This window comes from Mycobacterium sp. GA-2829, from assembly GCF_001499965.1.
Lineage (GTDB): Bacteria > Actinomycetota > Actinomycetes > Mycobacteriales > Mycobacteriaceae > Mycobacterium.
Genome location: NZ_LQIT01000054.1, coordinates 1 through 20,902 on the forward strand (window position 1 = coordinate 1; position 20,902 = coordinate 20,902).

General features: G+C 68.7%; 19 protein-coding genes and 1 riboswitch. Of the genes, 12 read left to right on the plus strand and 7 right to left on the minus strand.

Translation table 11 applies throughout. The features are described from left to right. From AU194_RS25500 to AU194_RS25515, 4 genes are all read right to left on the minus strand, one after another. Positions 1-290: DUF222 domain-containing protein (locus AU194_RS25500; RefSeq protein WP_157576538.1), on the minus strand; the 290-nt coding region annotated here is incomplete at its 3' end. 87 nt (positions 291-377) lie between these two features. After that, complete coding sequence (locus tag AU194_RS25505; protein WP_059092064.1) at positions 378-2,294, minus strand: ABC transporter ATP-binding protein/permease; 1,917 nt, start codon at positions 2,292-2,294, stop codon at positions 378-380. Between the two features lie 45 nt (positions 2,295-2,339). Beyond that, complete coding sequence (locus AU194_RS25510; protein WP_059092065.1) at positions 2,340-4,208, minus strand: ABC transporter ATP-binding protein/permease; 1,869 nt, start codon at positions 4,206-4,208, stop codon at positions 2,340-2,342. A gap of 6 nt (positions 4,209-4,214) precedes the next feature. Continuing rightward, positions 4,215-5,828, minus strand: a complete 1,614-nt coding sequence (locus AU194_RS25515; RefSeq protein WP_059092066.1) for an FAD-dependent monooxygenase — start codon at positions 5,826-5,828, stop codon at positions 4,215-4,217. Positions 5,829-5,901: 73 nt separating this feature from the next. Between AU194_RS25515 and AU194_RS25520 the strand changes: the two genes are divergently transcribed. The 12 genes from AU194_RS25520 to gcvP all read left to right on the plus strand — a co-directional run bounded on the left by AU194_RS25520 (position 5,902) and on the right by gcvP (position 18,221). After that, the gene (locus tag AU194_RS25520; RefSeq protein ID WP_059092067.1) at positions 5,902-6,741 is read left to right on the plus strand and encodes a GNAT family N-acetyltransferase; all 840 of its coding nucleotides are present in this window, start codon (positions 5,902-5,904) and stop codon (positions 6,739-6,741) included. Positions 6,742-6,745: 4 nt separating this feature from the next. After that, positions 6,746-9,082 (plus strand): accessory Sec system translocase SecA2, encoded by a 2,337-nt coding sequence (gene secA2 / locus AU194_RS25525; RefSeq protein WP_059092068.1) that lies wholly within the window; start codon positions 6,746-6,748, stop codon positions 9,080-9,082. A gap of 10 nt (positions 9,083-9,092) precedes the next feature. Further along, a complete protein-coding gene (locus tag AU194_RS25530; RefSeq protein WP_059092069.1) occupies positions 9,093-9,695 on the plus strand; it encodes a CDP-alcohol phosphatidyltransferase family protein in 603 nt (200 codons plus the stop codon). Further along, positions 9,688-10,611 (plus strand): DUF881 domain-containing protein, encoded by a 924-nt coding sequence (locus tag AU194_RS25535; RefSeq protein ID WP_059092070.1) that lies wholly within the window; start codon positions 9,688-9,690, stop codon positions 10,609-10,611. The genes AU194_RS25530 and AU194_RS25535 overlap by 8 nt, the downstream gene beginning before the upstream one ends. Next, entirely contained in the window at positions 10,608-10,940 is a 333-nt protein-coding gene (locus AU194_RS25540) for a small basic family protein (protein WP_059092071.1), read from the plus strand. The genes AU194_RS25535 and AU194_RS25540 overlap by 4 nt, the downstream gene beginning before the upstream one ends. Positions 10,941-10,942: 2 nt before the next feature. Then, positions 10,943-11,746 (plus strand): DUF881 domain-containing protein, encoded by an 804-nt coding sequence (locus AU194_RS25545; protein WP_059092072.1) that lies wholly within the window; start codon positions 10,943-10,945, stop codon positions 11,744-11,746. A gap of 41 nt (positions 11,747-11,787) precedes the next feature. Then, entirely contained in the window at positions 11,788-12,183 is a 396-nt protein-coding gene (gcvH, locus tag AU194_RS25550; protein WP_059092073.1) for a glycine cleavage system protein GcvH, read from the plus strand. Positions 12,184-12,354: 171 nt separating this feature from the next. Beyond that, positions 12,355-12,834, plus strand: a complete 480-nt coding sequence (garA, locus tag AU194_RS25555) for a glycogen accumulation regulator GarA (protein WP_059092074.1) — start codon at positions 12,355-12,357, stop codon at positions 12,832-12,834. 30 nt (positions 12,835-12,864) lie between these two features. Continuing rightward, the gene (locus AU194_RS25560) at positions 12,865-13,626 is read left to right on the plus strand and encodes a MerR family transcriptional regulator (protein ID WP_059092075.1); all 762 of its coding nucleotides are present in this window, start codon (positions 12,865-12,867) and stop codon (positions 13,624-13,626) included. A 115-nt stretch (positions 13,627-13,741) separates the two neighbouring features. After that, a complete protein-coding gene (locus AU194_RS25565) occupies positions 13,742-14,236 on the plus strand; it encodes a bifunctional nuclease family protein (RefSeq protein ID WP_011560235.1) in 495 nt (164 codons plus the stop codon). A gap of 228 nt (positions 14,237-14,464) precedes the next feature. Further along, positions 14,465-15,085 (plus strand): MerR family transcriptional regulator, encoded by a 621-nt coding sequence (locus tag AU194_RS25570; RefSeq protein ID WP_059092076.1) that lies wholly within the window; start codon positions 14,465-14,467, stop codon positions 15,083-15,085. 25 nt (positions 15,086-15,110) lie between these two features. Further along, positions 15,111-15,209: riboswitch (glycine riboswitch) on the plus strand. 165 nt (positions 15,210-15,374) lie between these two features. After that, the gene (gene gcvP / locus AU194_RS25575; RefSeq protein WP_059092077.1) at positions 15,375-18,221 is read left to right on the plus strand and encodes an aminomethyl-transferring glycine dehydrogenase; all 2,847 of its coding nucleotides are present in this window, start codon (positions 15,375-15,377) and stop codon (positions 18,219-18,221) included. A 3-nt stretch (positions 18,222-18,224) separates the two neighbouring features. Here the strand turns inward: gcvP and AU194_RS25580 are convergent, their stop codons facing one another. The 3 genes from AU194_RS25580 to AU194_RS32000 form a co-directional block, all read right to left on the minus strand. Continuing rightward, on the minus strand, positions 18,225-18,611 hold the full coding sequence (locus AU194_RS25580) for a hypothetical protein (protein WP_059092078.1): 387 nt from the start codon (positions 18,609-18,611) through the stop codon (positions 18,225-18,227). Between the two features lie 4 nt (positions 18,612-18,615). Next, positions 18,616-19,413, minus strand: coding sequence for a thioesterase II family protein (locus AU194_RS25585; protein WP_231743579.1), 798 nt, complete (start codon positions 19,411-19,413; stop codon positions 18,616-18,618). A gap of 556 nt (positions 19,414-19,969) precedes the next feature. Then, a complete protein-coding gene (locus AU194_RS32000; RefSeq protein ID WP_157576540.1) occupies positions 19,970-20,332 on the minus strand; it encodes a hypothetical protein in 363 nt (120 codons plus the stop codon). Positions 20,333-20,902 lie beyond the last annotated feature (570 nt).

Here is a 20,902-nt window from a genome sequence, read left to right on the forward strand (position 1 = left end):
TGGGCGTACAGGGCGGCCACTTTCGGGAGCCGGTCACGCAGTGCCAGCGCGATGCACATCTGCGTGGACGCGGCGCGGGGGCTGATCCCCATGGCGGCGCTGATCTCGGCGGCGGTGGCCGCCCACGGGTCGACCACCCATCGCTGGCGTTCCTCGTCGTCGGCGTCGACACGGCGTCGGCCGGCCAGCTCGGCCACCAACGCCGAGCGCCTGGCCGCGGCGATCGCCTCGGCGCGCGTGGTCTCCTCGATCGCCGCCGCCACGGCCGCATCCGAGAGATCTCCGAACATGCTTTCGATTGTGGCATTGACCACCGACACGCCACTACGCCAGAAGTCGCGCCTGTGGATGAACGCGCCGCTGGGGACAACCCCTGACTAGCTGGGCCTACCCGCGCCGATCGCCTCGAGCTCCCATTGACCGTCGCCGAGCAACTTCAGCTGCCGGGTGTGGTGCTGCTCGACTGTGCTGCGGTGGCTCACGCTGACCAGGATCGTGTCCGGCAGCTCGTCGCGCACCAACCGGTACAGGGTCAACTCCAACCCCTCGTCCAGGGCGGAGGTGGACTCGTCGAGGAACACCGCCTTCGGCTTGGTGAGCAGAATCCGCGCGAACGCCACGCGCTGCTGCTCACCCGGGGACAGCACCTTCGCCCAGTCCTTCTCCTCGTCGAGCCGATCCGCCAGATGCGGCAGCGCGACCTTGGTCAAGACCTCACGGAGCTGCTCGTCGGTCACCGTGCCGCTCTGCAGCGGGTACGACACCACGGCGCGCAGATCGCCGAGGGGCACGTACGGCATCTGGGACAGGAACATCGTGGCGTTCTCGTCGGCCGGGTACTTCAGCGTCCCCGACGCGTACGGCCACAGACTGCCGAGGCTTCGCAGCAACGTCGTCTTACCGCTGCCCGACGGGCCGGTGATCACCAGGCGGTCGCCGGGCTCGAGATCCAGGTCGAGCGGATTGATCAGTTGCTTACCCGCCGGCGTGCGGACCTCCACGTCGTCGAGATGGACCCCGCTGTCTGCCGAACCGGCGACATCCAGCGTCGGGAGGGCGCGGGCCTCGTCGTTCGCGGTGACCAGACCGTGCAGACGGATGATCGCCGCCCGGTACCCGGCGAACTGGTCGTAGGCGTTACGGAAGAACGACAGCCCGGTCAGGATCTCGCGGAATGCGCTACCCGTCTGGTTCAGCTGGCCCAGGGTGATCTCGCCGTTGTAGAACCTGCTGAATTGGACGATGTACGGGATGAGTTCCTGGCCCTGGCTCACCGAGAGGTTCCAGCCCAGGAACTTCGCCATCCGGTTGATGTACTTCCTGTAGTTGGACACCACAGGCGCGAAGCGGCGTCGCAGCCCGGTGCGCTCGGCGATCTCGCCGCGGTAGAACGCCACGGCTTCAGACGCGTCCCGCAGCCGCACCAGTGCGTACCGGAAGACCGCGTTGAATTTCTCGTTGTTGAACGACAGCGTGATGATCGGTCGGCCGATCCAGAACGCGACCACGGTGGCCAGCATGATGTAGACGATGCCGATCCAGAACATCGCCTTGGGGAGCTCAACACCGATCAGCGGCAACGTCACTGGGCCGGAGAGGTTCCACAGGATCGCAGTGAATGCGTACATCGACGTGATCGAGGAGATGGCCCCGAACACGAGCGTGGCGGTCGAGGTGTTGTTCGGTGTGTTGGGTAAGGACCCGACGCCCGCGGTGAAGATGTCGATGTCGGCCTGGATGCGCTGATCCGGGTTGTCGATCGTGTCGTCGATGAACCGCGCTCGGTAGTAGGCCTTCCGGTCGAGCCAGTCACCGGTGAGCTGATCGGTCAGCCAGTTGCGCCACCGGAGCATGAACCGCTGTGCCAGATACAGGTCGAGCATGATCTGCGCGACGTTGAGCACCGCGAGGACGCCGAAGATGCCCATCGACATCCAAAAGCCGTCCCGGCCTGACTCTTTGAGCGCATTGTCACCGGCTCCGACACCCGACGCGATGACCTGGAAACTGGTCAGCATGTCGCTGCCCTGATAGGTGAACAGCACCGACAGGCGCACGCCGACCATGACCGACAGCAGCAGCACGCCCAGCCAGGCCCACACCACCACACTGTCGGGGCCGACGAAGTAGCCGCGGGTGACGCGCCAGAACTGCTTGCCCCAGGTGGTGAATCGGACGATCAGGGCGAGGACCACCAACGTGGCGACGGCAGCGGCGACCCAGGCTTTCGCGATCCAGGCCAGCGACGTCCACAGCTCACTGCCCCAGTCGAGCGTCGGGGTGAACATTTCCATTCGGGCAAGGTACCGCGACGTCCTGGCCGGAGCCGGTCGGGACGCTCAACGGGTCGCGGCGAGTCGGGTCAGCCGCCACTCACCGTCGCCGGCCAGCTCCAGCGAGTGGCGGTGGAACCGCTCGACGGTCTCGCGATGGCTGACACTCACGACGGTGGTCCCGGGTAGCCGCGAGCGGAGCAGGGCATACAGCATCGCCTCCAGGCCCTCGTCCAGCGCCGAGGTCGACTCGTCGAGGAACACCACTGCCGGCCGGGCCAGCAGGATCCGGGCGAATGCGATGCGCTGCTGCTCGCCGACCGACAGCGTCTGACTCCAGTCCCGCACCTCACCCAGCCGGATCACCAGATGCGACAGCGCCACATCGGTCAGCGCCTGCTGGATCTCCCGGTCGGAGGCCGCGCCGTCGTGTTGCGGATACGACGCCACCGCGCGCAGGTCGCCGAGGGGCAGATACGGCAGTTGCGGGACGAACATCGCCTCCGGCAACTCCACCCGCCCCGCGGCGAACGGCCACAGGCCCGCGGCACTCTGCAGCAGCACCGTCTTGCCCACCCCCGACGGTCCGCGGATGAGCAGCGCATCCCCGGCGGGCACGGTCAGATCGAGACCGTCGACCAGCACGCGCCCGTCGGGAGCCCGGACGGCGAGCGCCTCGACGCGCAGCGTCCCGTCCGGCGCGGGTGCGGTGGTGACACCTCGCCGTGTGCGCGCGCGGGCATTCTCGGTCACCAGGCCGCGCAGGCGGATGGTCGCCGCCCGGTACCCGGCGAACTCGTCATAGGCGTTGCGGAAGAACGACAGTGAGTCGTGGATGACGCCGAACGCGGTGGCCGACTGCATGACCCCGCCGAACGTGATCTGCCCGGCGAACAACCGCTGCGCCTGTACGACGAACGGCAACGGGTTGATCGCCTGACTCATCGACACGTTCCACCCGATGAACAACAGCGTGCGGTTGAGCCAGTTACGGTAGTTCGCCATCACCGCGGTGAGCCTGCCGTAGAGCACGGATCGTTCGGCCCGCTCGCCGCGGTACATCCCGACCGCCGCGGCGGCGTCGCGCATCCGCACCAGCGCGTACCGGAAACCGGCGTTGCGGACCTCGTCGAGATAGCTCAGCCGGATGAGCGGACGGCCCACCACGACCGCGACGTAGGTCACCACTGCGACATACGCCAGCACGATCCAGAACAACGCCCGCGGCAGCGTGACCCCGAACAGCGTCAGCGGACCCGACAACTGCCACAGGATCACCCCGAATGCGCCCGTGGACAACGCGGCCTGCACCGCGCCGAACAGCAGCACCCGTTCGGAGGTGTAGGCGGGGTTGTTCGTCTGCCTGCCGACACCGGTGGTGAACACGTCGATGTCCTGCTGGATCCGCTGATCCGGGTTGTCGATCGGTTGCCGCGAGAAGCGGCCGCGGTAGTAGGCGTGCTGGCCGAGCCAGTCGTCGATGAGTCTGCGGCTCAACCAGATCCGCCACCGCATGATGAACCGCTGGGTGAGGTACAGGTCGGCCAGCAGGCGCACCACGAAACAGAACGCCAGCACGACGAACACCAGCATCGTCGCCCAGAAACCCTGCTCACCGCTGTCGTCCGGGCCGCCCTCGAACGCCACCTGCAGGGAGGTGAACAGATCGTTGGCGTAGTAGCTGAGCAGCACGCTGATCCGCACCAGCACGATTGAGGAGACCAGCAACGCCGCGAGCTGTGCCCACACGGGGATGCTCTGTCGCCCGGTGAAATACGGGCCGGTGATCCGCCAGAACTGCCTGCCCCACTCGGTGTACCGGCCCACCGCGCCCAGCGCGAGCAGCAGACACGGCGCCGCGACGGCGAAACAGGTGAGTACCCACACCGTCGAGTGCAGGAGTTCGGTGCCCCAGTCGATCGACGGTCGAAACATCGCCGCTCAGCCGAAGGTGTTGTGCAGGAAGCCCTCGAGCGCCGCGACATCGAGCCGGTGGGCGGTGAAACCGAGATACCCGTCGGGCCGGATGACGAACACCGACGTACCCGCCGTCGAGTAGCTGCGCGCGAAATCGCCGTCCTCGTCCCGCAACACCGGCAGCACCGTGCCGTCCACCTCCGCGCTCGGTGCGGCGACGAGGTAGACGTCGAGCGCCCCGCGTGCGATGGCGGCGGCAGATTCGGCCGCCTTCTCGAAGTGCGCCACATCGGCGGCCGAGGCGTCGCCGTCGGCGTAGAACAGCACCGTGTGGTTGACGCCGAGCAGTGTGAACAGCCGCAGCGGTGCGGACACCGCGGCCCGCGTCAACCCGGACGCGTCGGGTGCGCGGCCGCCCGGAAGTGGTTCGGGCACTTCACCCGCCGATGCGACGATCGGGCTGTCGGAGTAGGTGATGAGCAGTTGGGCCTCCCGCAGCATCACGTGGTCGAGGTCGTCGGAATCGGCGCCGATGCCCTGGCGGGCGCTGCGCACCGTGCGCCCGACGACTTCCTCGCCGACCGGCCGCCGTTCGGCGTCGTAGCTGTCGAGCAGGGCGGGCGCGGCGCGACCGGATACGGCGAGCGCCAGCTTCCAGGCGAGGTTGTGGGCATCCTGGATACCGGTGTTCATCCCCTGCGCCCCGGTGGGCGGGTGGATATGGGCGGCGTCGCCCGCGACGAACACCCGCCCGCGCCCGTACGAGTCGACGATCCGGTGGCTGATCCGGAACACCGACGACCACCGCAGATTCGTCGCCGTCGTGGGTTGTGGCGACAACCGGTCGAGGACGGCCTGGATGTGGGACAACTCCGGGGCCCGCCCGCCTTCGAACCCGTGCTCCACCCCGCCGTGGGCGGCGGTGGACAACTCGTCGGGCACCAGCATCGACATCCGGTACCGGTTGCGGCCGGGCAGCGGGATGCAGACCAGCACATCGTCGGTGACGCCGTCGGTCTGGTGCATGGATCGGATCGCGTAGCCGGGCGGCTGGGTCCAGTCCACCTCGACGTCGCCGAGCATGTACTGCTCCTCGAACGCCGCACCCTCGAAGGTCAGCCCGAGGGTCTTCCGCACGACGCTGTGCGCTCCGTCGGCGCCGATCAGATACTGGGCGCGGATCGTGCGATCCTGTCCGTCGCCGGACACCGCCGCGGTCACCCCGTCGTCGTCCTGGACGAACCCGGTCAGCCGCCAGCCGCGTTGAATCGTCCCTCCGCGCGCCGCGAGTTCCTCGCGCAAGATCCGCTCGGTCTCGTATTGGGGGATGCAGAGGAACCGGAACGGAACCGTCGCGGGCAGTGAGAGATCCAGCCGCCTCACCGGTTCGCCGTTGACGTAGACGCACTGGCCTCGCATCTCGGTTCCCGCGTCGAGGACCGCGCGCAGCACCCCCATGTTCTCGAACACCTCGAGCGTACGGGGTTGCACGCCAACGGCTTTCGCGTAGAGCGGGGGCTCCGGCAACGGGTCGACCACGATGGAGTCGACGCCCCTTCGCGCCAGTTCCACCGCCGCGGTGAGCCCGACGGGACCGGCGCCGGCGATCAGGACCTGGGTGTTCACGGTGTCGGACACAGCGATGAGTATGTCGTGCAGGACGCCGCCCGGTGGGCTTTCATGAGCTTCCGTGTGCCGCCATCCTGGAGGCATGCGACTGCGCTTCCACCCGGACGTCGACGGCTTCGTGTCGTCGGCGTCGTCCTGGTACGCGCGCCGGCCGATGGTGCACACGATCGAACTCTCGGTCCTGCGCGAACGGATGCCCGCCGACGACGACCCGATACTGCTCACGGTGTGGGACGGCGACGAACTGCTGGGCGCCGCGATGCGCACCCCGCCGCTGCCGCTGCTGTGCGGCGGCCTGCACGCCGCGCCGACCGCGGCCGTCGTCGGCGAGATGGTCGGCGCCGGGATGACGTTGCCGGGGGTGCGCGGTCCGCGTGGATTCGCCGACGAGTTCGCCGCGCAGTGGTGCGCGGCCACCGGGGCCTCGAGGGCGCGCACCGACGTCGAACGGCTCTACCGGCTGGGAACGCTGACCGCGCCGACCGGCGTGCCCGGGACCCACCGCGTGGCGCGTAGGTCGGACGATCCGGCCCTCGTCGAGTATCAGTGCGCGTTCGCCGTCGAAGCCTTCGGACACACGCCCGACCGGACCAGAGCGCAGGCCACGCTCGACTCGGCGCGGTCGGTCGGCAATGCGTTCCTGCTGTGGAGTGCGGGCGGTGCGCCGGTCGCCATGGCGGGGGTGCGGCGACCGACCGTCGGCGTGTCGCGGATCGGTCCGGTCTACACCGCGCCCGAGGTCCGCGGGCGGGGGTACGGGGCGGCGGTGACGGCCGCGGCCTGCCGGTGGGCGCTGGCCGCGGGCGCCGACCAGGTGGTCCTGTTCGCCGACATCGGCAACCCGACCAGCAACCGGGTCTACCAGCGGTTGGGTTTCGTACCGGTGGGTGATTCGGTCACCGTCGACTTCCGCGTACCGTAAGCGTGTGCCCAAGACGACACCACGTACCTCCGGCCGCCTGAGCGGCAAGTTCTGGAAGCTGCTCGGCGCGAACACCGAGAAGAACCAGAGCAAGTCGCTGGCACAGGTCCAGGCCTCGGCCGAGTTCGAGAAGAAGGCCGCCGACCTCGACGACGCCCAGCTGACCAAGGCCGCCGAACTACTACGCCTCGAGGATCTGTCCGAGGCGTCGGACATCCCGCAGTTCCTCGCGATCGCGCGGGAAGCCGCCGAACGCGCCACCGGGCTGCGCCCGTTCGACGTACAGCTGCTCGGCGCGCTGCGGATGATGGCGGGCGACGTCGTCGAGATGGCCACCGGTGAAGGCAAGACGCTATCCGGGGCGATCGCCGCGGCCGGTTACGCGCTCGCCGGACGCCGCGTGCACGTCATCACGATCAACGACTACCTCGCCCGCCGCGACGCCGAGTGGATGGGCCCGCTCATCGAGGCGCTCGGCCTGTCGGTCGGGTGGATCACCGGCGAGTCGACCGCCGAGCAGCGCCGCAAGGCCTACACCTGCGACGTCACCTATGCCTCGGTCAACGAGATCGGGTTCGACGTCCTGCGCGATCAGCTGGTCACCACCGTCGACGATCTGGTGTCGCCCAACCCCGACGTCGCGCTGATCGACGAGGCGGACTCGGTGCTCGTCGACGAGGCGCTGGTCCCGCTGGTGCTCGCAGGCACCAGCCACCGCGAGACCCCTCGGGTCGAGCTGATCCGCATGGTGGGCGAGCTGACCCCCGGCCGTGACTACGACACCGATTCCGACAGCCGCAACGTGCACCTCACCGAGGAGGGCGCCCGCAAGCTGGAGGCCAAGCTCGGCGGTATCGACCTGTACTCCGAGGACCACGTCGGCACGACGCTGACGGAGGTGAACGTCGCGCTGCACGCCCACGTGCTGCTCCAGCGCGACGTGCACTACATCGTCCGCGACGACGCCGTCCACCTCATCAACGCCTCGCGCGGCCGCATCGCCCAGCTGCAGCGCTGGCCCGACGGTCTGCAGGCGGCCGTGGAGGCCAAGGAGGGCATCGCCACCACCGAGACCGGCGAGGTGCTCGACACCATCACCGTGCAGGCGCTGATCAACCGGTACCCGACGGTGTGCGGGATGACCGGTACCGCGCTGGCCGCCGGTGAGCAGCTGCGCCAGTTCTACAAGCTGGGCGTCTCGCCGATCGAGCCGAACAAGCCGAACATCCGCGAGGACGAATCCGACCGGGTCTACGTCACCGCGGCGGCCAAGATCGACGCGATCATCGAGCACATCGAAGAGGTCCACAAAACCGGTCAGCCGGTGCTCGTCGGCACCCACGACGTCGCGGAGTCCGAGGAGCTGCACGAGAAGCTGCTCAAACGCCGCGTGCCGGCGGTGGTGCTCAACGCGAAGAACGACGCCGAGGAGGCCCGCGTCATCGCCGAGGCGGGCAAGCTGGGCGCGGTGACCGTGTCGACCCAGATGGCCGGGCGCGGCACCGACATCCGGCTCGGCGGTTCCGACGCCGACGACGAGGGTGCCGAACACAAGAAGGTCGTCGAACTCGGCGGTCTGCACGTCGTCGGCACCGGCAGGCACAACACCCAGCGGCTGGACAACCAGCTGCGGGGTCGGGCGGGCCGTCAGGGCGACCCGGGATCGTCGGTGTTCTTCTCGAGCTGGGAGGACGAACTGGTCCAGGCCCACCTCGAACCGAACAAGCGCCCGATGCAGGCCGACGAGAACGGCCGCGTGGTCACCGACAAGGCCGCCCAGCTGCTCGACCACGCCCAGCGGGTGGCCGAGGGCAGGCTGCTCGACGTGCACGCCAACACCTGGCGCTACAACCAGCTCACCGCCCAGCAGCGCGCGATCATCGTCGAACGCCGAGACACCTTGCTGCGCACCGACACCGCGCGCGAGGAACTCGCCGAGCTCTCGCCGAAACGGTACGAGGAGCTGGCGAAGGACATGTCCGAGGAGCGGCTGACCGAGGTCTGCCGGCTGATCATGCTCTACCACCTCGACCGCGGCTGGTGTGAACACCTGGCCTATTTGGCCGACATCCGCGAGAGCATCCACCTGCGCGCACTCGGCAGGCAGAATCCGCTCGACGAGTTCCACCGGATGGCCGTCGACGCGTTCGCCTCGCTGGCCGCCGACGCCATCGAGGCGGCCCAGCAGACGTTCGAGACCGCACCGTCGCTCGACGGCGAAGTGGGTGTGGATCTGTCCAAGCTGGCGCGACCCACCTCCACGTGGACCTACATGGTTCACGACAACCCGTTGGCCGACGACACGATGGCGGCGCTGAGCCTGCCAGGGGTGTTCCGCTAGGTTTACCGGCATGGACGCCTCTGCGTCGGGGGAGCGGGACCGCGTGTTGACCGTGCCCAACGCGCTGTCGGTGGTGCGCCTGATCCTCGTCCCGGTGTTCCTGTGGCTGCTGTTCGGCGCCCACGCCAACGCTTGGGCGGTGGCCGTGCTGATGTTCAGCGGCTTCTCCGACTGGGCCGACGGCAAGATCGCCCGGCTGGTCGAGAACCAGTCGTCGCGGCTGGGGGAGTTGCTCGACCCGCTCGTCGACCGCATCTACATGGTGACCGTGCCGTTGGCGCTGGCCGCCCACGGCAGCGTCCCGTGGTGGTTCGTGGTGACGCTGCTGGGCCGCGACCTCGTACTGGCCGCCACCCTGCCGCTGCTGCGCAGCCGCGGGCTGGCCGCGCTGCCGGTCACCTATCTGGGCAAGGCCGCGACGTTCGCGCTGATGTCCGGTTTCCCGCTGGTGCTGCTCGGCCAGTGGGACGCGCAATGGAGCCGGGTGGTGCTGGCCTGCGGCTGGGCGTTCCTGGTCTGGGGGATGGCGCTCTACCTGTGGTCGGGGGTGCTCTACCTGGTGCAGGTGCGGATGGTCGCCCAGCGGTTGCCGAAAGTCGGGGCCGGTGGCTGAGTCGAGTGACGTGCGCCGGGCCCTCGGGGGATTCGACACCGAGGCCCGGCGGGGCCACCACGACGCCTCGGCGCCGCAGCGCATCCCTGTGCCGTCGCTGCTGCGCTCACTGCTGTCCGAACACCTCGACCCGGGTTACCGGGCCGCCGCCGAGGCGCGCGGCGACGGTGACCGCAGGCCGCGGGTCGTCGAATGGGGCTGGCAGGTGGCCGCCGCCGTCCTGGTCGCCACGGTGCTCGGGTTGGCCGCCGCGCAGGCGCAGATTGCCGCACCCGCCAACCGGGAGGCGCAGCAGGTGCTCGCGGGCAGCGTGCGGGCGGCCGAGGCGACCGACGACCAACTCACCGCCCAGCGCGACGCGCTGACCGCGCAGGTCGCCACCGAACGCCGCAGTCGTCTGGAGGGCGACGCCAGGGGCAGGCAGCTGTTGGCCGACCTCGACGTCGCCGACGTCGCCGCGGCCGCCACACCGGTGATCGGGCCCGGTCTGACGGTCACCGTGACCGATCCGGGGCTGTCCAACGACCTGTCCGACGTCTCCAAACAGCGCGTGGCGGGCAGTCGTCAGGTGATCCTCGACCGGGATCTGCAGCTGGTCGTCAACTCGCTGTGGGTCAGCGGCGCCGAAGCGATCGCGGTCGGCGGTGTGCGCATCGGCCCCAACGTCACCATCCGGCAGGCGGGCGGCGGCATCCTCGTCGACAATCAGCCCATCAGCAGTCCCTACCTGCTGCAGGCCGTGGGCCCGCCCAAGGGCATGGCCGACGGCTTCGACCGCAGCGCGGGGCTGCAGCGGTTGCGTCTACTCGAAACCTCCTACGGCGTGGGGGTTTCCGTCAGCACCGCCGACGCGCTCACCCTGCCTGCCGGTTCGGTGCGGGAGGTCAACTTCGCCCAACAGATCGGAGCCAGATGATCGGAATCGCGGCGCTCCTCGTCGGCATCGTCTTAGGCCTGGTGTTCCGGCCGAGCGTGCCGGACTTCGTCGAGCCCTATCTGCCCATCGCGGTCGTCGCCGCGCTGGACGCCGTATTCGGCGGTCTGCGCGCCTACCTCGAGCACATCTTCGACTCCAAGGTGTTCGTGGTGTCGTTCGTGTTCAACGTGCTCGTCGCCGCGCTCATCGTGTACGTGGGGGACCAGTTGGGGGTGGGCACCCAGTTGTCGACGGCGATCATCGTCGTCCTCGGCATCCGCATCTTCGGCAACGCCGCCGCCCTGCGGCGCAGACTGTTCGGCGCCTGATCATGGCCGACACACCTGACCACCACGCCGACCACCACGGTCGCCACGAACTGCCGCCGGACACGGCGCGGCGGTCGATCCGCGACCTGGTGCCCCGCAACCGGTCCCAGCTGCTGTTCGGCGCGCTGGGGGCGCTGCTGTGTGTACTGCTCGGCGTGGCGATCGTGACCCAGGTCCGCGAGAACGAATCCGGCGATTCCCTGGAGACCGCGCGGCCCGCCGACCTGCTCGTGCTGCTGGACTCGCTGCAGCAGCGCGAGGCCGCGCTCAACACCGAGGTCACCGATCTGCGCCGGACGCTCGAACAGCTCGCGGCGTCGGGGAGCGACGACCAGGCGGCCATCGAGAACGCGCAGGCGCGGCTCGCGGCGCTGTCGATCCTGATCGGTGCGGTCGGCGCGACGGGTTCCGGTGTGGTCCTCACCATCACCGACACCACGCCGGGGGTGCCGCCGGAGACGATGCTCGACGTGGTCAACGAGTTACGCGCCGCGGGTGCGGAGGCCATCGAGATCCGCGGCCGCGGCAACGGCGGGCAACCGGCCGCCGTCCGCACCGGCGTGGACACCTGGATCCTCGGCGGCCCGGGTGCGCTCAACGTCGACGGGACCACGCTGAGCCCCAGTTACACCGTTGTCGCCATTGGTGATCCACCGACGCTGGCCGCCGCGATGAACATCCCGGGCGGGGCGGTGGACAGCATCGAACGCGTGGGCGGCACGATGGAACTGCAACAGGCCGAGCGCGTTGACGTGACCGCCTTGCGGCAACCGAAAGACCGCCAATACGCTCAGCCAGTCAAATAGCGCGCCGGCCGCGTGGCCGGTGCCGTACGCAGAGGAGTCCTGTGAGCGAGATCCCGACCGAGCTGTACTACACCGAAGAACACGAGTGGGTGCTCCGCACGGGTGAGGACACCGTCCGCGTCGGCATCACCGACTACGCGCAGGCCGCCCTCGGCGACGTGGTGTTCGTTCAGCTGCCCGACGTCGGCGCCGAACTCACCTCGGGAGACACGTTCGGCGAGGTGGAGTCCACCAAGTCGGTGTCGGACCTCTACGCGCCGGTCAGCGCGAAAGTGGTTGCCGTGAACGCGAATCTGGAGGGCAGCCCCGATCTGGTCAACTCCGACCCGTACGGCGAGGGCTGGCTGGTGGACCTGGCGATCGACGCCGACGACATGGAAGCCGCGCTGGGCGGTCTGCTCGACGCGGAGGCCTACCGTGGCGTGGTGACCGAGTAGTTCTTGTTAGGGTGCTGAACGACGGTTCGACCATCTTCGACCGAGTGAAATCAACGAGGGGCGGATCCGGCGGTGGTGGACACAACGGCGTCCACTGCGCGGTACGGTCGACGTGACACGACGGCTGGACATCGGCCGGATATCGCCACAGCAGCCAGTGAGGAGCAGCGGGTGACGGAGAAAGACACCAACTCTGGGGGCGACCAGACGTCTGAGGAAGTCACCGTCGAGACCACCTCGGTATTCCGGGCGGACTTCCTCAACGAGCTCGACGCACCGCCCTCGGCGGGGTCGGAGAGTGCGGTCTCCGGTGTCGAGGGTCTGCCGGTCGGTTCGGCGCTTCTGGTCGTCAAGCGCGGCCCGAACGCGGGGTCGCGGTTCCTGCTCGACCAGCCGACGACGTCGGCGGGCCGCCACCCGGACAGCGACATCTTCCTCGACGACGTCACCGTCAGCCGTCGCCACGCCGAGTTCCGGCTCGAGAGCGGCGAGTTCCAGGTCGTCGACGTGGGCAGCCTCAACGGCACCTACGTCAACCGCGAACCGGTGGACTCGGCCGTGCTGTCCAACGGCGACGAGGTGCAGATCGGCAAGTTCCGCCTGGTGTTCCTGACCGGGCCCAGCACCGACGCGAACGGCCCGAGCAGCTAGGTGGCCGATGAGTGCTCGCGCGAAGACTAAATGAGCCAGCCCGACAGCACCGCGATCCCCGGGATGTCCATCGGGGCGGTCCTGGATCTGTTGCGACCGGACTTCCCGGACGTGACGATCTCCAAGATCCGGTTCCTGGAGGCTGAAGGTCTGGTCACCCCGGAGCGCACCGCATCGGGTTACCGGCGGTTCACCGCCTACGACTGCGCGCGGCTGCGGTTCATCCTGACCGCGCAACGCGATCAGTACCTGCCGCTCAAGGTGATCAAGGCCCAGCTCGACGCGCAGCCCGACGGTGAGTTGCCGTCGTCGGCCGTTGCTCGTGCGGGGGCCTACCCGGCGCCTCGGCTGGTTCCCGTCGGTGCACCCGCCGAGGGCGCCGCCGCGGTGGCCAGCGTCGCGCCCACCCAGATCCGGCTCAGCCGCGAAGATCTGCTCGAGCGGTCCGGGATCGGCGAGGAACTGCTGGCCGCGCTGCTCAAGGCCGGCGTGATCACCCCGTCGGCGAAGGCGGGCGGCGGGATCTTCTTCGACGAGCACTCCGTGGTGATCGCCCAGTGCGCGCGCGCCCTCGCCGACTACGGCGTCGAACCCCGGCACCTGCGGGCGTTCCGGTCGGCGGCCGACCGCCAATCGGACCTGATCGCCCAGATCGCGGGCCCGGTGGGCAAGGCCGGCACCACCGGCGCCCGTGACCGGGCCGACGACCTGGCCCGGGAAGTGGCGGCACTGGCCATCACCCTGCATACGTCGTTGATCAAATCAGCCGTACGCGACGTACTGGATCGCTGAGGATTAGACTCGCAACGACGGATTCGTTCGTCACGTCAGGGCATGGTCACGGCCGTGCGATTGACACGCAGCACCGAAGAACGACAAGCACACTGGTGCGAAAGGGCAGACACAGATGGCTGAGGTTCGTGTGGTCGGCATTCGCGTGGAGCAGCCCCAGAACCAGCCGGTGCTGCTGCTGCGCGAATCCAACGGGGACCGCTACCTGCCGATCTGGATCGGCCAGTCCGAGGCGGCCGCGATCGCGCTGGAACAGCAGGGCGTCGAACCGGCGCGCCCGCTGACCCACGATCTGATCCGGGACGTCATCGCCGCCCTCGGTCACTCCCTCAAGGAGGTCCGCATCGTCGACCTGCAGGAGGGCACCTTCTACGCCGATCTGATCTTCGACCGCGACATCAAGGTGTCTGCGCGGCCGTCGGATTCGGTGGCGATCGCCTTGCGCGTCGGCGTGCCGATCTACGTCGAGGAGGCGGTGCTGGCCGAGGCCGGGCTGCTGATCCCCGACGAGAACGACGAAGAAGCCGCGGGCGCGGTCCGCGAGGACGAGGTCGAGAAGTTCAAGGAGTTCCTCGACAGCGTGTCCCCGGACGACTTCAAGGCGACCTGAAACCTGTATCCGGACACGTGTGTGTCACGGAAGCGTCTCACGCTGCCGACACGCGGGTCGTGTGTCCGCCGAGGACCGATCTGACGGACATACTTTGGAGGCGACAGGCAGTCAGGGCCCGGCCGGACGCGTATGCTCGGACACAATCGAGCTGGCGTACGACAGCACTGATCTGCACGTCGCGGCAGGGTGATAGCGGGCGAGTTCGATCGGCGAGAGGATTCGAGAGTGGGCGACACGCCACGTCAGGGAGAGCTGGATCTGTCGACCGAGCGTGCGCCTGAGCCGGTCACCCGGGCTCCGAGCGAACCCGTTCAGGGTGGGCTGTTCCCCGACGACTCCGTTCCCGACGAGCTCGTGGGCTACCGCGGGCCGAGCGCGTGCCAGATCGCCGGTATCACCTACCGGCAGTTGGACTACTGGGCCCGCACCTCGCTGGTGGTGCCGTCGATCCGCGGTGCGGCCGGTTCGGGTAGCCAGCGGCTGTACTCGTTCAAGGACATCCTGGTCCTCAAGATCGTCAAGCGTCTGCTGGACACCGGGATCTCGCTGCACAACATCCGCGTCGCGGTCGACCACCTGCGTCAGCGCGGGGTCAGCGATCTGGCCAACATCACGCTGTTCTCCGACGGCACCACCGTCTACGAGTGCACCTCCGCCGAAGAGGTCGTCGACCTCCTGCAGGGCGGTCAGGGCGTGTTCGGCATCGCGGTCTCCGGTGCGATGCGCGAGCTGACCGGGGCGATCGCGGACTTCCCGGGTGAGCGCGCCGACGGCGGTGAGTCGATCGCCGCCCCCGAGGACGAGTTGGCGTCCCGGCGCAAACACCGCGACCGCAAGATCGGCTAGCCACCCGCTAAACTGGTGTGCGCATCGCCCGTGTGCGGGAGAGCTCCGTGACCGCCAGTCACGGGCGCCGAAGGAGCAACACCTCTCCGTCAACCTCTCAGGCACCCAGGACCGCGGACGGCCTCGATGCCTCTGGAAAGCGGTGGACACAGCGGTCCACCCGCCCATGGGGAAAGGCGCGGTGCCCGACCGGCACGACCGCGACCGAATCTCTCAGGCGCCCGGCCGGGTCGACGACAGAGGGAGAGGGATCGTCCAGCGGTTCTGCGCCCGGTAGGAGATCTCACCCGTGCTCGATTCTCATCAGCCCCGATTCGCCGACCGGCACATCGGTCCCGACTCCGACGCCGTCGCGGTCATGCTCGACACGATGGGGGTGCCGACGCTCGACGACCTCGCCGCGAAGGCCCTGCCCGCGAACATCCTCGACGCCCTCTCGGCCGACGGGGTCGCCCCCGGCCTCGAGGTGCTGCCCGCCCCCGCATCCGAGACCGAGGCGCTCACCGAACTGCGCGCGCTGGCGGAATCGAACACCGTCGCGGTGTCGATGATCGGCCAGGGCTACTTCGACACGCTCACCCCGCCGGTGCTGCGCCGCAACATCCTCGAGAACCCGGCCTGGTACACCGCCTACACGCCGTACCAGCCCGAGATCAGCCAGGGCCGCCTCGAGGCGCTGCTGAACTTCCAGACCATGGTGTCGGATCTGACCGGACTCGACGTCGCAGGCGCCTCGATGCTCGACGAGGCCACCGCCGCGGCCGAGGCCATGACGCTCATGCAGCGCGCCGGCCGCAGCAAGTCCACCCGGCTGGCCGTCGACGCGGATCTGTACCCGCAGACCCTGGCCGTGCTGGCCACCCGCGCCCGCCCGCTGGGCATCGAGATCGTCACCGCCGACCTGACGAAGGGTCTGCCCGAGGGCGACTTCTTCGGAGCCGTGGTCCAGCTGCCGGGTGCCAGCGGTGTGCTCGTCGACTGGGCGGCGCTGGTCGAACAGGCCCACGAGCGCGGCGCACTGGTCGCCGTCGGCGCGGACCTGCTCGCCTTGACCCTGATCACCCCGCCGGGGGAGTTCGGCGCCGACGTCGCGTTCGGGACCACGCAGCGTTTCGGCGTGCCGATGGGCTTCGGCGGTCCGCACGCCGGCTACCTGGCCGTGCACACCAAGCACGCCCGCCAGCTGCCCGGCCGCCTGGTCGGGGTGTCGGTCGACGCCGACGGATCGCCCGCCTACCGGCTCGCGCTGCAGACCCGTGAGCAGCACATCCGCCGAGACAAGGCGACCAGCAACATCTGCACCGCGCAGGTGCTGCTGGCCGTGATGGCGGCGATGTACGCGAGCTATCACGGCGCCGAGGGCCTGGCGTCGATCGCCCGCCGTGTCCACGGCCATGCCCGCGCCGTCGCGACCGGGCTCGCCGAGGCCGGCGTCGAGGTGGTGCACGACGCGTTCTTCGACACCGTGCTGGCCCGCGTCCCGGGCCGGGCCGCCGAGATCCGCGACGCCGCGAAATCGCACGGCATCAACATCTGGCAGGTCGACGCCGATCTGGTGTCGGTGGCCTGCGACGAGGCCACCACCGCCGACCACGTCGCGGCCGTGCTCTCCGCGTTCGGCGCCACCCGCGGCGGGCAGCCCTTCACCGGCCCCGAGATCGCCACGCGCACAAGCGGATTCCTGACCCATCCGGCCTTCACCCGGTACCGGACCGAGACCGAGATGATGCGGTATCTGCGGTCGCTAGCCGACAAGGACATCGCGCTGGACCGCAGCATGATCCCGCTGGGGTCGTGCACGATGAAACTCAATGCCGCCGCCGAGATGGAGCCGATCACCTGGCCCGAGTTCGCCAGGCAGCATCCGTTCGCCCCGGCCTCCGACGCTCCCGGCCTGCGCAGACTGGTCGCCGATCTGCAGACCTGGTTGACGGGTATCACCGGCTATGACCAGATCTCGTTGCAGCCCAACGCCGGATCGCAGGGCGAGTACGCCGGCCTGCTGGCGATCAAGGCCTACCACGAGGCCAACGGCGCACCCGAGCGCAACGTGTGCCTGATCCCGTCGAGCGCCCACGGCACGAACGCGGCCTCGGCGGCGCTGGCGGGGATGCGGGTGGTCGTGGTGGCGTGCCGGGCCAACGGGGACGTCGACCTGGACGATCTGCGCGCCAAGGTGACCGAGCACGCTGACCGGTTGGCCGCACTGATGATCACCTACCCGTCGACCCACGGCGTCTACGAACACGACGTCGCCGACATCTGCGCGGCGGTGCACGATGCGGGTGGGCAGGTCTACGTCGACGGTGCGAACCTCAACGCGCTGGTCGGCCTGGCCCGCCCGGGCCGGTTCGGCGGCGACGTCAGCCACCTCAACCTGCACAAGACCTTCTGCATCCCGCACGGCGGCGGCGGTCCCGGCGTCGGCCCGGTGGCGGTGCGCGAGCACCTGGCGCCGTACCTGCCCGGACACCCCCTCGCCGCGGAACTGGGGGACGACTACACCGTCTCGGCCGCGCCGTACGGGTCGGCCTCGATCCTGCCGATCACCTGGATGTACATCCGCATGATGGGTGCCCCGGGTCTGCGTGCGGCGTCGCTGACGGCGATCGCGTCGGCGAACTACGTGGCCCGCCGCCTCGATGAGTACTACCCGGTGCTCTACACGGGTGAGAACGGCATGGTGGCCCACGAGTGCATCCTGGACCTGCGGCCGATCACCAAGCAGACCGGCGTCACCGTCGACGACGTCGCAAAACGTCTGGCGGACTTCGGGTTCCACGCGCCGACGATGAGCTTCCCGGTCGCCGGGACGTTGATGGTCGAGCCGACCGAGAGCGAGTCGCTCGCCGAGGTCGACGCGTTCTGCGCGGCGATGATCGCGATCCGCGCCGAGATCGACCGGGTGGGTTCGGGTGAATGGCCGGTGGACGACAACCCGTTGCGCGGTGCCCCGCACACCGCGGAGTCGCTGCTGGTCGACGAGTGGAATCACCCGTACACCCGCGAACAGGCGGCCTATCCGCTCGGTAAGGGTTTCCGTCCGAAGGTGTGGCCGCCGGTCCGCCGGATCGACGGCGCCTACGGCGACCGGAACCTGGTGTGCTCCTGCCCGCCCATCGAGGCCTTCGCCTGACCCCTAGAGGGGTGGTGCGTCGGGGCGCGGCGTGAGGCCGGAGATCGAGGTCCGACGACGGCGACGGGTGCGCTCAGGCTGACGCACCGGTGTGGTGGATGTCGCCGTCGTCAGGCCAAAAGGGTGCTCTTCGCCCTCCAGGTAGTCCGCCACGTCGTTCGGTGCGATGCGGCCGTAGCGGATCAGCAGGTCGACCGGGTTGAGGTGAAGGCTCTTGGCGGCCCGGAGCAGGGTGTCGGTTGTCGTGAGCGTGCCTTTACCCAGCCGGTCGTAGTAGGTCGACCGGGACATCCCGACCGCCGCGAGCACTTCGTCGAGCGTGAGCTTGCGGCCGGTCAGGTACGACAACACGAGGCCGAGGTCTTTCTCGGCATCGCGGTTCACGACCATCGCCTCACCTCCTTTCCAGGTCCGGGACTCGTGCGTGGCGGTCGGTGATCCGCGCCTCGATGTCGGTGACGATCTCCGCGACGTCGTCGGTGATGAAGAAGTGGTCGCCTGCCACGGTGCGCAGCGCGAACTCCGAGGAGGTGAACTGCGACCAGGCACGCATGCTGTCGTAGCTCACGGCCGCGTCGTCGGCTGCGGCGTAGGCGTAGATCGGGCAGGACACTGTGGTGCCCGGCGGGCAGCTGTAGCTCGTGATCGCCCCGTAGTTCCGCAGCGTCTTGAGCACCGTGGCACCGAAGCGGCCGCCGACGAACCGGGTGTCGGTACCGGTCATCGCCGCGACCATCTCGAGCAGTTCATCGTCGGAGCCTTGGTGCAGCTGTTCGTAGCCGCCGTGTCCAGGCGCCGGAGACGCCGAAACAAACAGGGCCGCAACGGGATCGCCGTCCTGCTCCAGCCGGCGGGCGATGTCGAAGGCAAGGAGGCCCCCCATGCTGTGCCCGAAGAACGCGACCCGGGACCCGGTGATCTTCGACCGGAGCAGCGGATAGATGTCATCGGCGAGTGCGGTGATGCTCGCCAGGTCGGGGACGTCGTGGCCGCCCACTCGCCCCGGGTACTGCACTGCGATCCGCCTGGCGTCGATCGAGAACGCGCGTGCGAACGGCTTGTACCCACCCGCTGAACCGCCGGCGTGCGGGAAGATGAAGAGCGTCTCGACCGCCGACGGAATCGTCGCGATCTGTGTGGTGGCAATGTCCATGTAGTCCCCCTGGATGTCGACCTGTCGATGATCGCCCAAAGCGGGGCTTCTCGCGACGAATCGTCGAAGACGTCGCAATGGTCTTTACGAACGCAGACTTCCTGTGACCTGCTCCGATACCGCGTCGGGCGCTGTACAGCAACTGCCTGTGACGGGGCTGAGGTGTTGCTGGACGAGGGCCCGGTCCTGCAGCGGAGCACGGTTACCGCCGCCGTCAATTTCCAACTTCTCGGACTAACCTTCGGCCGTTCGGAGTACCGCTGAGTAGCAGGCACGGTCGACGCCCGCGTCAAATGCTCCGTGTCGCCGAACTGGGTGTCCGGAGATCCGGTATCGAATACCGAACGCCCACACGAGATATCACACGATATCGGCGTGGCTCCGCGAAATCCCTTGCAAGCGGCAAGACCCGAGGGCCGCCCGGGAGCGGTGCGTACCGGCATCGGCGCTGGTCGGCGCTCGTGTGTGTGCTGCGCCTCGACTGTCGCGGTGTGCGGTACGCGCACGGTGCCGATCCGCGGCGCGGGCGAGCTGAAGCCGCTGCGGTATTTGCGTCCATTCGCAACGCCTAGTCGAGCAAACAACATTATTGAAATCAGCCGCCGCGAATCGCGATCGTAATTCGTATATCGCCATTGTCGATAAACAATTCCAAGTGAATAACGGCAATGAGCGGGGCGTCCGTGACCGTTCGGCCTCTGACCAGCGCCATGGCCGAGGCGGTAGTTTGCTGAGACCGTGACATCGCGCGTTGGCATCGTCGCCGCGCGGACACCCGCGCGATTCGCCGGAATCGCGAAAATTCGCGCGGATCCTGGTGTGGCGTCTCGGGTGCCATGCGCGGTCGTCTATCGAACTCGCTGGTCAGGGCCGGATAGGTGCGCGCGGACGTGGTGCGCTTCCGGCGGTCTTCCAGCGGTTTCGGTACGAATCGCGGGCTGATCGCCGACTGCGTCACGCGAAATCGTTGCGGAGTCGCCGACCTGCGTCGATTACGGCACCCGGTGTCAGCGGCGGAATCGGCCGCCCCGGCAGGGGTGGGGCGCCCTTACCTGCCTGACCAGCGGTCACGGTGCCGAGGCGTGGTGTGCGGTGGTCGCCGTCGAGGTGGCCGGGCAGCGGTCCGTGGGTTGCGCGGGTATTGCTGTGGCCGCAGCCCCTTGCCTCGTCACGACGGTCGCCACCCGGCTGCGGCCCCCTCGGGACCGTTGCTGATTTGAGACGGACCCGTCGAGCCCCGGTTTGCTTGACGGGCGTCAAACTGGCTGGTAGACGCCACGGCGGCGGCAGTCGTCGGCCGGTAGTCATTTGCGTAGGAAACGAGCTCAATTGTGGGCCCGGAATTCCAGGTTTGATTTTTCATTCGCCGTTGTACGGTATGGCGATCAACGAACCGCGGGGGTGGTTAACGTGATCGGATTTCGTTGGTGGGGAGCACTGGGGGATGACAATGACGGTCTTTTCGACCGCTGGTTCCGGCACGCCGCGGGCGTCCCGGGCGAGGACTCGGCGCCGGTCGGGGCCGGGC

Bases quoted from the DNA above. Each gene is read 5' to 3' on its own strand.
- AU194_RS25545 (WP_059092072.1), top strand. From the start codon at position 10,943: ATGGCCGACACACCTGACCACCACGCCGACCACCACGGTCGCCACGAA.
- AU194_RS25540 (WP_059092071.1), top strand. From the start codon at position 10,608: ATGATCGGAATCGCGGCGCTCCTCGTCGGCATCGTCTTAGGCCTGGTG.
- AU194_RS25530 (WP_059092069.1), top strand. From the start codon at position 9,093: ATGGACGCCTCTGCGTCGGGGGAGCGGGACCGCGTGTTGACCGTGCCC.
- AU194_RS25510 (WP_059092065.1), bottom strand. From the start codon at position 4,208: ATGTTTCGACCGTCGATCGACTGGGGCACCGAACTCCTGCACTCGACG.
- AU194_RS25565 (WP_011560235.1), top strand. From the start codon at position 13,742: ATGGCTGAGGTTCGTGTGGTCGGCATTCGCGTGGAGCAGCCCCAGAAC.
- AU194_RS25505 (WP_059092064.1), bottom strand. From the start codon at position 2,294: ATGGAAATGTTCACCCCGACGCTCGACTGGGGCAGTGAGCTGTGGACG.
- AU194_RS25560 (WP_059092075.1), top strand. From the start codon at position 12,865: ATGAGCCAGCCCGACAGCACCGCGATCCCCGGGATGTCCATCGGGGCG.
- AU194_RS25580 (WP_059092078.1), bottom strand. From the start codon at position 18,611: ATGGTCGTGAACCGCGATGCCGAGAAAGACCTCGGCCTCGTGTTGTCG.
- AU194_RS25520 (WP_059092067.1), top strand. From the start codon at position 5,902: ATGCGACTGCGCTTCCACCCGGACGTCGACGGCTTCGTGTCGTCGGCG.